12 protein-coding genes and 1 tRNA gene are annotated in these 12,532 nt (G+C 64.5%); 11 read left to right on the top strand and 2 right to left on the bottom strand.

The features are described 5' to 3' along the window. The 3 genes from JQ597_RS28575 to JQ597_RS28565 are packed head-to-tail and all read left to right on the top strand — an operon-like array spanning position 1 to position 2,645. On the top strand, positions 1-699 hold the full coding sequence (locus JQ597_RS28575) for an ABC transporter ATP-binding protein (RefSeq protein WP_212268819.1): 699 nt from the start codon (positions 1-3) through the stop codon (positions 697-699). Continuing rightward, the gene (locus JQ597_RS28570; protein ID WP_212268818.1) at positions 696-1,391 is read left to right on the top strand and encodes an ABC transporter ATP-binding protein; all 696 of its coding nucleotides are present in this window, start codon (positions 696-698) and stop codon (positions 1,389-1,391) included. Before JQ597_RS28575 ends, JQ597_RS28570 begins: the two co-directional genes overlap by 4 nt. Positions 1,392-1,427: 36 nt before the next feature. Next, entirely contained in the window at positions 1,428-2,645 is a 1,218-nt protein-coding gene (locus tag JQ597_RS28565) for an ABC transporter substrate-binding protein (protein WP_212268817.1), read from the top strand. 83 nt (positions 2,646-2,728) lie between these two features. On the opposite strand, the gene JQ597_RS28560 is transcribed toward JQ597_RS28565, so the two are convergent. Next, the gene (locus JQ597_RS28560; protein ID WP_212268816.1) at positions 2,729-3,748 is read right to left on the bottom strand and encodes a zinc-binding dehydrogenase; all 1,020 of its coding nucleotides are present in this window, start codon (positions 3,746-3,748) and stop codon (positions 2,729-2,731) included. 232 nt (positions 3,749-3,980) lie between these two features. Here JQ597_RS28560 and JQ597_RS28555 point away from each other — a divergent pair, with 232 nt between their 5' ends. The 7 genes from JQ597_RS28555 to JQ597_RS28525 are packed head-to-tail and all read left to right on the top strand — an operon-like array spanning position 3,981 to position 11,371. Continuing rightward, positions 3,981-5,639, top strand: coding sequence for an AMP-binding protein (locus tag JQ597_RS28555; RefSeq protein ID WP_212268815.1), 1,659 nt, complete (start codon positions 3,981-3,983; stop codon positions 5,637-5,639). Beyond that, positions 5,636-6,397, top strand: a complete 762-nt coding sequence (locus JQ597_RS28550) for an SDR family NAD(P)-dependent oxidoreductase (protein WP_212268814.1) — start codon at positions 5,636-5,638, stop codon at positions 6,395-6,397. Before JQ597_RS28555 ends, JQ597_RS28550 begins: the two co-directional genes overlap by 4 nt. A 10-nt stretch (positions 6,398-6,407) precedes the next feature. Beyond that, a complete protein-coding gene (locus JQ597_RS28545; protein ID WP_212268813.1) occupies positions 6,408-7,193 on the top strand; it encodes an SDR family NAD(P)-dependent oxidoreductase in 786 nt (261 codons plus the stop codon). A 37-nt stretch (positions 7,194-7,230) separates the two neighbouring features. Beyond that, positions 7,231-8,481 carry an acyl-CoA dehydrogenase family protein gene (locus JQ597_RS28540; RefSeq protein ID WP_212268812.1) on the top strand — a complete coding sequence of 417 codons (1,251 nt, stop codon included), beginning with the start codon at positions 7,231-7,233 and terminating at the stop codon, positions 8,479-8,481. Next, a complete protein-coding gene (locus JQ597_RS28535; protein WP_212268811.1) occupies positions 8,478-9,518 on the top strand; it encodes a phosphotransferase family protein in 1,041 nt (346 codons plus the stop codon). The genes JQ597_RS28540 and JQ597_RS28535 overlap by 4 nt, the downstream gene beginning before the upstream one ends. Continuing rightward, positions 9,515-10,201: a nitroreductase gene (locus tag JQ597_RS28530; protein WP_212268810.1), complete on the top strand. Its 687-nt coding sequence runs from the start codon at positions 9,515-9,517 to the stop codon at positions 10,199-10,201. The genes JQ597_RS28535 and JQ597_RS28530 overlap by 4 nt, the downstream gene beginning before the upstream one ends. A 15-nt stretch (positions 10,202-10,216) precedes the next feature. Next, on the top strand, positions 10,217-11,371 hold the full coding sequence (locus tag JQ597_RS28525; RefSeq protein WP_502754682.1) for a CaiB/BaiF CoA transferase family protein: 1,155 nt from the start codon (positions 10,217-10,219) through the stop codon (positions 11,369-11,371). A gap of 129 nt (positions 11,372-11,500) precedes the next feature. Here JQ597_RS28525 and JQ597_RS28520 read toward each other — a convergent pair. Further along, positions 11,501-11,574 (bottom strand) — tRNA-Gln (locus tag JQ597_RS28520). Between the two features lie 201 nt (positions 11,575-11,775). On the opposite strand from JQ597_RS28520, the gene JQ597_RS28515 reads away from it, so the two are divergent. Further along, positions 11,776-12,495, top strand: a complete 720-nt coding sequence (locus tag JQ597_RS28515; protein WP_212268808.1) for a polyamine aminopropyltransferase — start codon at positions 11,776-11,778, stop codon at positions 12,493-12,495. Positions 12,496-12,532 lie beyond the last annotated feature (37 nt).

The raw sequence follows: 12,532 nt of genomic DNA, 5'->3' as shown, positions 1-12,532 counted from the left end.
ATGCTCAAGATCGAGAATCTTTCCGTGAGCTATGGATCGGTCCGGGCCCTGTCGGACGTCGATCTGGAAGTCCTTGGCGACGGCATTCTTCACGGCGTGATCGGTCCCAACGGCGCCGGCAAATCCACACTGCTCGACGCGGTTTGCGGCCGCCGCCGTCCGGTCGCGGGAACCGTCCACTATCGCAACGAGGATATCACGCGGCGCTCGGTGGCCTGGCGGCGGCGGCAGGGCATGGCGCGCTCGTTCCAGCGCACCAGCGTGTTCCAGGATCTGACCGTTCACGAACAGCTTCATTTGGTTGCGCAGCATCTTGGCGACAACAGGCTCGACGACGTGATCGAGGTGATGGATCTCTCCGGCTATCTGCACCAGAAAGCCGGCCGCATCGCCTACGGCGTGCAGCGCAGGGTGGACGTCGCCCTGGCCTTGATCGGCCGCCCGCATTTGCTGTTGCTGGACGAGCCGGGCGCAGGCCTTTCGGCGGCGGAGACGCTGCACCTGTTCGAGCATCTGCGCGATCTCGTGAGCGAGCGGAAGATTGCGGCGGTCGTGGTGGAGCATGATGTCGACGCGGTATTCGCGTGCTGCGGCAAGGTCACCGTGCTCGACCTCGGCCGCCACCTCGCCACCGGCACGCCCCAGCAAATTCGCGCCGACCATCGCGTCGTCGCCGCCTATCTCGGAACCGCGGCATGAGCGCGCTCCGCATCGAGAAGCTGGTTGCCGGCTATGGCGCCTCGACGGTGCTGCATGGGATCGACCTCACGGTCAATGAAGGGGAATCGGTGGCCGTGGTGGGCCGCAACGGGGCGGGCAAGTCCACGCTGCTGCTCTCGGTTTTTCGCGAGACCAACATCATCTCCGGCGCAATCTGGGTGCATGACAGCAGGGTCGATCATCTGCCCGGCTATATGGCGGCGAAACTCGGCATTTCGATTGCGCCGCAGGGCCGTCGCATCCTGCCCAATCTGACCGTCAAGGAGAACCTGCTGCTCAGCAAGGCGACGGGCAGGGCGGGGTATTGGGATCTGAGGGCCGTCTACGATCTGTTCCCGGTGCTCGAAGAGCGCGCGAACCGGCCCGGCACCATGTTGAGCGGCGGCCAGCAGCAGATGCTGGCGATTGGGCGGGCGCTGATGGCCAATCCGAGTCTCGTCTTGCTCGACGAGCCGTCGGAGGGCCTTTCGCCGGTGCTGATCGACGGGCTGGTCGGCGCGCTCAATACCATCCGCCAGGCCGGAACCGGCGTGCTGGTGGTCGAGCAACATTTGAATCTGGTCAAGCGTGCGACCGATCGCTTCATCATTCTGGCCAAGGGAGAAGTCGTCGGCTCAGGACCGACACCGGCGATCGGTGCGCCTGAGAACCAGGCACTGATGGCGTTGTAATCAGAAAATTTAAAACCAGGCGTAGGGAGAGGACATATGAGGAAGGCACTTACCAGTACGGGCTTCGGCGCGCTGCTTTCGGCGGCCCTCGCCATCGCGATGGCAACCACGGCGCCGACCACAGCTTCCGCCAACGATACCGTCAAGATCGGCGTGCTGCTGATTGACAGCGGGCCATTGGCCGGCCTGAAGGAAACCCAGACCAAGGCGGTCAATCTGGCGATCGAGCGGATCAATGCCGCCGGCGGCGGCGCCGGCAAGAAGCTTGAAGCCGTCTTTATCACCTATCCCGGCACGCCTGATACCGCCGTGGACGGCGCCACGCGCGCCGTCCAGAAGGATGGCGCGTTGTTCATTACCGGAATGGACACCTCGTCCGTCTCGCCGGCGCTACAGGCGAAACTTCCGGCATTGAAAGCCCTGATGGTCGAAGTGATGGCCAATGCCGATGGTCTGACCGGCAAGGGCTGCTCGCCGAATTACTTCCGGGTCAACGCCAACGACTCGATGATCATGGGTTCCTACAGGGAATTCCTGAAGGACCAGGGCGTCAAGAAATGGGACATCATTGCGGTTGATTACGCGGCAGGGCGCGACTCCGCCGACAAGTTCAAGGGCTTGATTACCTCGCAGGGTGGAACGATCGCGAAGACGTTGTTCACCCCGTTCGGAACGCCGGACTTCGGCGCCAAGATTTCCGAGCTCGGCGCAGAACCGGCCGACGGCCTGTTCGTGACGATCTTCGGCAGCGACGCCATCAACCTCGCCAAGCAGCAACAGCAGTTCGGCCTGTTCAAGAAGTACAAGATGGTGCTGGGAAATTCCTTCGTGATCCCGCAAACGCTGCCCGCTCAGGGCGACACGGTGCTGGGCGTCTACCAGAACATCGGCTTCGTTGCCGGATTTCCGGGCGCGCAGGCCGAAGACTTCGTGAAGGCCTACAGTGAAAAGTACAACGGTGAACTGCCGCCTTACACCGGCGCTGACCAGTACGCCGCCATTCAGCTGATCGCGGCCGCACTCAACAAGGCGAATTCGACCGACATCAACGCCGTGCGGACGGCGCTGTCGGGCCTGAAGGCCGATACGGTGCTTGGCGACGTGGAGATGCGCGCGGGCGATCATCAGGCCGTGCGGCGGATGGCCATCAGCCAGATCCTGCCGGGTAAGGATGGCAAGCCGACCTACCACATCAAGAAGATCGAGCCGGGCCCGGACATCATTCCCCCGGTCGATCCCGCCTGCAAGAAGTGAGCGGTCCGGCGCCGATGTCGATCAAGTTTCGACACCGGCGCCGAATTGTCTGCGTCAGGCCGCGCCTGTTTGCGGCCTGCCTGTCACGGCACCAGCGACACCTTGCCGAATTGCGCCCCGGACGCGAGATGGTCGAATGCGGCGCGTATGTCCGCCATGTCAAATGTCGCATCGATGACCGGTTTCACCAGATCGCGATTGAATACATCGAGCAGTTGGCGGAATTCACTGAGGCTGCCGCCGGTCGATCCGTAAATCTCCAGCTGGCGGATGAACACGCGTTGCAGATCGGCCGGCGGGTTGGAACCCGTCGTCGCGCCGCAGGTGACAAGCCGCCCGCCGCGCCGCAGCGACCGCAGCGATTCACCCCAACTCGCTTCGCCGACGCTGTCGATCACCATATCGACGCCGCCATTGCTCATTTGCAGGATCGCGTTCGACACCCGGTCTTTCTGGTAGTTGACGCCGCCGCTGGCGCCCAGCGCGATCGCGCGCTCGATCTTGGCGTCGCTGGACGAGGTGACGAAGACCCGCGCGCCCACCAGTTTTGCCAGCTGCAGGCAGGCGACCGCGACACCGCCACCGATGCCGACGATCAGGACGCTCTCGCCGGGCTGCAAAGTTTTCTTGCCGAACAGCATGCGCCAGGCGGTGAGGTGGCCCGTCATCAGCGCGCCCGCCGCGACCAGATCGGTGTTGTCGGGCAAGGGCAAGAAACAGCGGCTCGGCATCGCGATGTATTCGGCAAAGCCGCCATGGCGGTGCTCGCCCATGATCTTGACGTTCTCGCACAGCGGCTGGTCGCCAGCGAGGCAATAGCGGCAATTGTTGCAAAACGCCTCGGAAAACAGGACGGCCTTCATGCCGGGCTTCAACCCGCTGCCGGGCTCGGCCTCGACGATCTCGCCCGCGGCCTCCACGCCCATCACCTGCGGCAAGGTGTGCGTGATCCCGGCGCCGTTGTCGCGCATGTAGAGATCGACGCGATTGAGCGACGAGGCCGCGACCTTGAGCACGGACTCGCCGGGGGCAGGGGCCGGATCGGGAAAATCCCGCCAACTGACGCCTTCGGCTCCGCGCCGTTCCAGGACCGCCGCTTTCATGGTGCCTTCTCCTTCGCCCGTCGCGCGTTCCGGTATTCGGACACACGTTTATCATATGCGTCTTGCGCTTGTTCTCTCAAGGCGCCGTCGCGCCCGCCGCGGTCGGTACGCGGTCCCATGTCGATAGGTGAACGGACCGGTCGATTTTGCAGTTGCGGTTCATCGGAAAACTAGTACACTAGCTAACGAATAGGCCGTCAAGCGCCGCGATAAGATTCCAGGGAGAGAACGCATGAGCGGAAATCGATTTGATCCCGTCGCCCACGCACGGTCGATGCGCGCAGGCGGCTTCTGGATCGACAAGAGCTTCGACGAATTTCTGCAAGCGACCATCGCGGCGACGCCGGGAAAGCTCGCCCTTCTGGCCGACCGCGCCGATCGCCCCGAGGCCAGGCGCTTCACCTATGCCGAACTCGGCGATCTGATTTCGCGCGCGGCGGCCGCCCTGAAGCGCCTCGGCGTCGGCCCTCGCGACGTCGTCTCCGTTCAGCTCCCCAATTGGTGGGAGTTTGCCGTGATCGCGCTCGCCGCGTTCCGGGTCGGCGCCGTCGTCAACCCCCTGATGCCGATCTTCCGCGAACATGAGCTGAGCTACATGCTCGATTTCGCGGAAACCAAGCTTTTGATCGTACCAAAACTGTTCCGTGGCTTCGATCACGAGGTGATGGCGCAGTCGCTGCGGCCCAAACTGTCAAAACTGCAGCACATCATCGTGGTCGACGGCGAGGGGGCCAGCAGCTTCGACCAGGCGTTGCTCTCCGGCAGCGATCGTCTCGCGCCGCCCCCGAACGGAGAGATCGGCGCGCTTCCGGCCGATCAGATGGCCGTGCTGATGTTCACCTCGGGCACGACAGGGTCGCCCAAAGGCGTCATGCATTGCCTCAATACGCTGCTGGCTTGCAATATCGCGCTGGCCGGCCGCTTCGGCCTCGATACCAACGACACGATGCTGGTCTGTTCGCCGCTCGGCCATATGACCGGCTTTGCGGCCGGCATGCTGCTCGGCTTCAAGATCGGCGCCACCGTCGTGTTCCAGGACGTGTGGGAGCCGAAACGCGGCATCGCGATCATGGCCAATGAAGGCGTCACCTATTCGGCTGGTGCTGCAACGTTCCTCGCCGACATGTGCGAGGCGGTCGCCGGTGGTGCGGCAAAGCCCGCGCGGCTGCGCAAATTCCTGTGCGCCGGTGCGCCAATTCCGCCGGCATTGATCGATCGCGTCTACCGCGAGCTCGACCTCAAGGTCTGTTCGCTGTGGGGCATGACGGAATCGCTGTCGAGCACTTTGACCGAACCCGAGCGCGCGCTTGAGAAATCGTCGAAGACCGACGGACGTCCGCTGGAGGGCGTTGCCGTCAAGGTGCTTCGCATGGACGGATCGCCGGCGCCGGTCGGCGAGAAGGGGTTGCTCAAGGTGCGCGGTGCGCAGATGTGCCTCGGCTACTATAAACGCGCCGACATGGAGCCGTTCGACGGCGAGGGTTGGTTCGACACCGGCGACATGGCCTACATGGACGACGAGGGCTACATCCGCATCGACGGCCGCATCAAGGACATCATCATCCGCGGCGGCGAGAACGTGCCGGTCTTCGATATCGAAAACCTGCTGTTCAAGCATCCCGCCGTGCTTTCGACCGCGATCGTGGGTTATCCGGATCCAAGACTGGGCGAGCGCGCCTGCGCGTTCGTGGTGCTGCGCCCCGGCCAGACGCTCGATCTGGCGGCCGTGCAGGCCCTGATGGCGGAGCACAAGGTCGCGAAACAATATTGGCCGGAACGCATCGAGATCGTCGCCGATCTGCCAAAGACCCCGGCGGGCAAGGTGCAGAAATTCCAGCTGCGTGAGATCGCAAAAGCCTTCGCCGAACCGCCGCACAAGGCCAGCGCATGAACTCCCGCCTGCAAGATCGCGTGTGCGTCGTCACCGGCGCCGCGCGCGGGATCGGCCTTGCGATCGCCGAGCGCTTCGGCCAGGAGGGCGGTCGTATCGCCTGTGTCGACGTCAGCGCGCGCCGTCTGGAGCCTGCGGTCGAGGGGTTGAAGAGCAAGGGGTTCGACGCCAAGCCCTATGAAGTGGATGTCGGTAAGCGCGACGATGTTCATGCCTTGTTCGCGAGGATCGAGAGCGAGTTTGCTGCGCCGGTAGCCGTGCTCGTCAACAATGCCGTCTTTGCGCGCTTCGAGCCGCTGGCGCAGATCGAAGTCGAGACCGTCGACCGCATGTTTGCGGTCGGCGTGCACGGCCTGATCTGGACCACGCAAGCGGCGGCGCCGCAGATGGAGCGTCGCGGCGGCGGCTCGATCGTGAATTTGAGTTCCGTGTCGGCGTTCAACCCCGCCAAGGACTCCATTGCCTATTCCGCCCTGAAGGCCGGCGTCGTCGGCCTCTCCCGGGCATCGGCGATCGAGCTCAGTGCCAAGAAGATCCGCGTCAACGTGATCGCACCGGGCATGATCGGCACGCCGGCTTCGATCGCGCAATTCGATGAAGCGACGATCGCGACGCGCCAGGCCGAGATGCCGGCCGGACGCTTTGGCGAGCCGGAAGAGATCGCAGCCCTTGCCGCATTCCTCGCCAGCGACGACGCGAGCTACATCCAGGGCGCCGTCATCACCGCCGACGGCGGTTGGACCATTCCTGCCAGATAGGAGAAGCGCGATGAGGCGACTGGAGGGCAGGCGCGCGGTCGTTACCGGCGGTGGCAGCGGCATCGGCCGCGCCAGCGCGATCCGTTTCGCGCGCGAAGGCGCTTCCGTGCTGGTGGTCGGCCGGGCCGGCAATACCGAGGAAACGGCAGCAGCGATCCGGGACGAAGGCGGCATCGCATCGGCGTTGATCACGGACGCGGCGGTCGAGGAAAACGTCGCCGAGATCGTCCGGCGCTGCGTGGCGGAATTCGGCGGTCTGGAAATCTTCTTCGCCAATATCGGCGTCACCGGAACCAACACGCCGCTGCTGGAGCAGACGGTCGAGGAGTGGTCGGACGTCTACCGCATCAACACCATCAGTTGCTTCCTCGCCATCAAATATGCCGGCCGGCACATGACGGCGCAGGGCTACGGCTCGATCATCCTCACCTCGTCGGCCGCATCGCTGCGCGCCAATGCCGGCGCCATCTCCTACAGCGCGAGCAAGGCGGCGGTGAACAATCTGGCGCAGACGGCGGCCAACGCCTTTGCCGGCACCGGCGTGCGCGTCAATGCCGTATTGCCGGGGCTGGTGGAAACGCAGCTGACCCGAAAAGTGTTCGAGGATGCCCGCGCGCGGGGCGTCGAAGCCAAGCTCGGCCATGTGACGCCGATGAAGCGACCCGGGCGTGCCGAGGAGATCGCCGCCGCCGCGGCCTTCCTGGCCAGCGATGATTCGTCCTACGTGGACGGACAACTGCTCTCGGTCGATGGCGGCGTCAGCAGTACCCATCCGTACGGTCGGATCGCGCTCTAGCAGCGGCCGAAAACAAAGAGAGCACCGGAGAGGCGCCATGGACTTCGAACTGCCCAAGGAAATCACCGACAAGCTTGCTGAGCTGGACGCCTTTATCGAGGCCGAGATCAAACCGCTCGAGCGCGACAATATCAAGTTCTTCGATCATCGCCGCGAGAATGCCCGAACCGACTGGGATGATGACGGACGCCCGCGCACCGAATGGCGTGCGCTGATCAGCGAAATGGAGCGCCGCGCCGACAAGGCGGGGCATCTGCGTTACGGCCTGCCGAAATCATGCGGCGGCCAGGCCGCATCCAATCTTGCGATCGCAGCGATCCGCGAGCACCTCGCCGCCAAGGGACTCGGCCTGCACAACGATCTGCAGGACGAATCCTCGATCGTCGGCAATTTCCCGATCATTCCGGCGCTCGCCGACTACGGCACCGAGGAACAGAAAAGCTATATCGAGGGCATCATCACCGGAAAGAAACATCTTTCCTTCGCCCTGACCGAACCCGGACATGGCAGCGACGCGACCTGGCTGGAGACGACAGGCGTGCGTGACGGCGAGCATTGGGTCATCAACGGCCGCAAGCGCTGGAACAGCCAGGTTGCCCGCGCCCACGCCAATCTGGTGTTTGCGCGCACCTCCGGCAAGCCGGGCGAAGCCAGGGGCATCACCGCCTTCATCGTTCCGACCGATACGCCGGGTCATCACGTGCTTTACAATCACTGGACCTTCAACATGCCCAGCGATCACGCGGAGACGGAACTGCTCAACGTGCGCGTGCCCGACAGCGCCATTCTGCACAAGGAGGGGGAGGGCCTTGTCGTCGCGCAGCGCTTTGTGCACGAGAACCGCGTGCGCCAGGCCGCGGCGAGCGCGGGCGCCGCGCGCTACTGTATCCTGAAGGCGGTCGAATACGCCAAGACACGCGTCGCCTTTGGCGAGCCGCTCGCCCGGAAGCAGGCGGTTCAGTTTCCGCTGGTCGAGCTGTGGTCCGAATACGAACTGGTGCGCAACTTCATCTTTCGCACGGCGTGGCAGATGGACCGCCAGAATCCGCTGGAGATCAGCGATATGGTCTCGATCTGTAACTTCCGTGCCAACCGGCTGTGCTGCGAGGCGGCCGACCGGGCGATGCAGGTGCATGGCGGCATTGGCTACAGCCGTGCGCTGCCGTTCGAGCATATCTACCGTCACCATCGCCGTTATCGCATCACCGAGGGTACCGAGGAGGTGCAGATAAGGCGCGTCGCGCAATACCTGTTCAACTTTAGCGGCAAGCGTGCGAGCAGCGGATGACCGGGGCTGATGCCTCCGACCGCGGCATCGACTTCGACGTGGCGCGGCTCGATGAATATCTAAAGGATTGGCTCGGCGGCACAGGTCCGACGCGGGTGGAACGCACCCATGGTGGGATGTCGAACCCGACCTACTTTGTCACCCGCGGGGCGTGGCGCGCGGTGCTGCGCAAGCAGCCGAAGAACGTGCTGCCGTCGGCACATGCGATCGACCGCGAATTTCGTGTCTTGACGGCGCTGCAAGGCAGTTCCGTACCGACACCAAAACCCTATCGATACTGCGAGGATCGCGAGATCGTCGGGACGCCGTTCTATCTCATGGAATGGCTTGACGGCCGCGTCTTCAACGAGTTCGGAACGCCCGGACTCGCCCGCGCCGAGCGCACCGAGCTGTTCCGCTCGATGTGCGCCGCGCTGGCCGCCATCCACAGGCTGGATTACCGGGCGCTGGGCCTGGGCGATTTCGGCCGGCCCGGAAACTATTTTGCCCGCCAGCTCAAGCGCTGGTCGGAGCAATGGTCGCAGTTCCGCCGCGGCGACGATGATAACCCCGCGCTCGACAGGATGGTGCGCTGGCTTGCCGAGCGCTTGCCCGAAAGCGAGACCGTCGCACTTTGTCATGGCGACTTCCGTATCGCCAACGTCATGTTTCATGCAACAGAGCCGCGCGTGGTCGGCGTGCTCGACTGGGAGCTCTCGACGCTCGGTCATCCCCTCGTCGATCTCGCCTTCAACAGCCAGGCCTGGCTGATGGCACCGGACGAAAACGGCGGATTGCTCGGCCTGCCGCTCGCGGAGCTGGGGATTCCGTCCGAGCGCGATTATCTGGAACTCTATTACGAACTGTCCGGCGCGACCGAGCGCCTCACCCGATTTCACCAGGTGTTCGCGATGTTTCGCGGTGCGGTCGGCAGCGCCGGCGTCGCCGCGCGCGGGGATCTCGGCACCGGGGTGTTGCCGGACGCGGCGCGCGTCGGACGGCATCTGGCGCGGGCCTATGCCGCGCGAGGTGTCGCGTTGATCGAGGAAGAACGATGAGCATGCGCGAACGGCCGGCCATGACCATCGACGAGGCGATCCGGCGCCGCCGCTCGGTCCGTGGCTTTCTGCCCGACGAGGTTCCGGAGGCGACGTTGCGGGAGGTTTTCGAGCTTGCGCAATGGTCGCCGTCGAACTGCAACGTGCAGCCCTGGACGCCGCATGTCGTTTCGGGTGAAGCGTTGAAACAACTTCGCGCGGCGCTGGTCGCGGCCGGCATGCGGGACGAGCCGATCAAGCCGGACTGGCCCGCTGACGGCAAATTCACTGGTATCTACCGCGAGCGGCAGGTGGACGCGGCGCAGAAATTATATGGCGCGATGGGGGTCGAGCGGAGCGACGTGGTCGGCCGCAAGATGGCCTATATCCGCAATCACGCCTTCTTCGATGCGCCGCACGCCGTATTGATCTTCATGCCGACGCCGTTCGATACGCGCGAAGCGGCCGATATCGGCATGTATGCGCAGACGCTGATGCTGGCGCTGACCGCGCGCGGCATCGCGTCCTGCGCACAGGGCGCGCTCGGGCTGTTTCCTGAAATCATCCGTGAACAGCTCGGCATTCCCCGGAATTACAAACTGCTGTTCGGCGTTTCGTTTGGCTACGAGGATCGCAGTATCAAGGCCAACGCGGCGCGCGTCGGCCGCGCTGATATTGGCGATGCCGTCCGATTCCATCGCTGAGACAGAGGAGACTTCATCGTGACGGGACCGTTGAACGGCTTTCGCGTCGTCGAGATGGGCGGGATCGGCCCGGCGCCATTCGCCGGAGCGCTGCTCGGCGATCTCGGCGCCGACGTGCTGCGGATCGACCGCATCGCCAGGCCGGGCATCGAGCCGGATTTGCCGCCGCGCTTCGACTTCTACAATCGCAACAAGCGCTCCGTAGCGCTGGACCTCAAGCAGCCGCAGGCTGTGGCGACCGTGCTGGATCTCCTAGCCGGAGCGGACGCCCTGATCGAAGGGTTTCGTCCCTCGGTGATGGAGCGGCTCGGGCTCGGTCCCGACATCTGCCACGGGATCAATCCGCGGCTGGTCTACGCGCGCATGACGGGCTGGGGGCAGGAGGGGCCGATGGCGCAGGAGGCCGGCCACGACATCAACTACCTCGCGCTGACGGGCGCGTTGCATTGCCTGGGCGATGCCGATCGGCCGCCGCCGCCGCCGCTCAATCTGGTCGCCGATCTCGGCGGCGGCGCAATGTATCTGGTGGTGGGCCTGCTCGCGGCGTCGATGGAAGCGCGTCAATCGGGCCGCGGACAGACGATCGACGTCGCCATGATCGACGGCGTCACGCATTTGATGTCGGCGTTCCAGGCTTTTCGCCAGCAGGGCAGCTGGACCGGGCGGCGTGCCGATAACATCGTCGATGGCGGCGCGCCGTTTTATGGCAGCTATGCCACGCGCGACGGCAAGTTTATCGCGGTGGGCGCCATCGAACCGCAATTCTACGCCAGTCTCCTGAAGGTGATGGGCATCGACGGCGAACGCCTGCCGGACCAGAATGATCGTGCGGCGTGGCCGGAGATGCGCAAGCGCTTTGCTGAGATTTTCGCAACGCGCACGCGCGATGAGTGGGTCGCGAAAGCTGCGGGGCGCGACGCCTGCCTTGCGCCCGTGCTGACGATCGACGAAGCGCCGGAGCATCCGCAGATGCAAAGCCGCGATGTTTACGCGGTGTTCGACGGTCTCCGGCATCCGAGCCCGGCGCCGCGATTTTCCCGCACGCCTTCCGAACTTCGCCGGCCCACGCCATCTCCCGGACGCGACAGCCGGGAAGCTCTCGCAGATTGGGGTATTTCCGCCGCGCAAATCTTGGAATTGGAAACCGCCGGCGCCATGGGGCAGGTTTGACGGGCCGCCTGGGGAATTGGTCGGGGAAGGCGCCTTCTATCGGCCCGAGGACCGTCCAAGACCATCGGCCGCCGCATTCAGAGCGTTCGATTCCACGGCGTTAGCGCTGCTTGGCTTTTTCGAGAAGTTTGGCTGGGGAACTAGGATTCGAACCTAGACAAACAGAGTCAGAGTCTGTTGTGCTACCGTTACACCATTCCCCAAGAATTGCTGAGCGACATCAAAGGCTTAGTGAGCCGGTCGGCAATTGCTCGCGTCCGGATCCTGAGAATCCGGCGAACTGGCGCCCTTCTACTCGCTACCTTGCGCCCTTGGCAAGCGCGCGGGGAAGGCGTTGTTGCAATGGGGGCCCGCCAAATCGGGTCATTTACGGCGCGGTCGCGCCGCAGTCAGGGCCTTGGCCGATGAGCCTTTCATTCGAAGAACTGGACTTCCGCCCGACGCCGATGGGCGTGCTCAGCCTGCGGCGCCGGCGGCGGCCGATGTCCGACGTCGATGTCTACGAAATCAAGCTCGGCGACGAGTTTCTGATGTCGAGCCAGTACACGTTGGCCGAGATCGAGCTGGCTCGGCTTGGCCTCGCGGCGCATGGTCGCGCGGATCTGGACGTGGTGGTCGGCGGCCTCGGGCTCGGCTATACCGCACGCGCGGTGCTCGAAAACGCCGGCGTGCGCTCACTGATCGTGGTCGATGCGCTTTCAGAGGTCATCGAATGGCACGAGCAGGGATTGCTGCCGCTCGGCAAGGAGCTCACCGGCGATCCGCGCTGCCGCCTTGCCCATGGCGATTTTTTTGCGATGTCGGCCTCCGCCGAAGGGTTCGACGCGGGTTCACAGGGGCGCCGTTTCGATGCGGTGCTGGTCGATATCGATCACTCGCCGCGCAAGCTGCTGCATCCGCGGCACGCCGCGCTGTACGAGCCGGAAGGGCTGGCACGGCTCGCCGGCCATCTGCAGCCGGGCGGCGTGTTCGCGCTGTGGTCGAACGATCCACCCGACGATGCGTTCGAACGCGTGCTGGCCGGCGCCTTTGCGACCTCGACAACCCATGTCGTGACCTTCGACAATTGGCGCGGGGATCACGATGCCAGCAACACCGTCTATGTGGCCGTGAAAGCGGAGTAGCCGCTGGCGGGGGCCGTCGCCTGAGCAGAGCAGCCGA

The organism is Bradyrhizobium sp. AUGA SZCCT0177 (genome assembly GCF_018130125.1).
GTDB lineage: Bacteria > Pseudomonadota > Alphaproteobacteria > Rhizobiales > Xanthobacteraceae > Bradyrhizobium.
The sequence above is the reverse complement of the archived record's forward strand: the minus strand, read 5'-3'. Positions and strand labels throughout refer to the sequence as shown.

Bases quoted from the DNA above. Each gene is read 5' to 3' on its own strand.
- JQ597_RS28540 (WP_212268812.1), top strand. From the start codon at position 7,231: ATGGACTTCGAACTGCCCAAGGAAATCACCGACAAGCTTGCTGAGCTG.
- JQ597_RS28535 (WP_212268811.1), top strand. From the start codon at position 8,478: ATGACCGGGGCTGATGCCTCCGACCGCGGCATCGACTTCGACGTGGCG.
- JQ597_RS28550 (WP_212268814.1), top strand. From the start codon at position 5,636: ATGAACTCCCGCCTGCAAGATCGCGTGTGCGTCGTCACCGGCGCCGCG.
- JQ597_RS28555 (WP_212268815.1), top strand. From the start codon at position 3,981: ATGAGCGGAAATCGATTTGATCCCGTCGCCCACGCACGGTCGATGCGC.
- JQ597_RS28575 (WP_212268819.1), top strand. From the start codon at position 1: ATGCTCAAGATCGAGAATCTTTCCGTGAGCTATGGATCGGTCCGGGCC.
- JQ597_RS28545 (WP_212268813.1), top strand. From the start codon at position 6,408: ATGAGGCGACTGGAGGGCAGGCGCGCGGTCGTTACCGGCGGTGGCAGC.
- JQ597_RS28560 (WP_212268816.1), bottom strand. From the start codon at position 3,748: ATGAAAGCGGCGGTCCTGGAACGGCGCGGAGCCGAAGGCGTCAGTTGG.
- JQ597_RS28570 (WP_212268818.1), top strand. From the start codon at position 696: ATGAGCGCGCTCCGCATCGAGAAGCTGGTTGCCGGCTATGGCGCCTCG.
- JQ597_RS28515 (WP_212268808.1), top strand. From the start codon at position 11,776: ATGAGCCTTTCATTCGAAGAACTGGACTTCCGCCCGACGCCGATGGGC.
- JQ597_RS28530 (WP_212268810.1), top strand. From the start codon at position 9,515: ATGAGCATGCGCGAACGGCCGGCCATGACCATCGACGAGGCGATCCGG.
- JQ597_RS28565 (WP_212268817.1), top strand. From the start codon at position 1,428: ATGAGGAAGGCACTTACCAGTACGGGCTTCGGCGCGCTGCTTTCGGCG.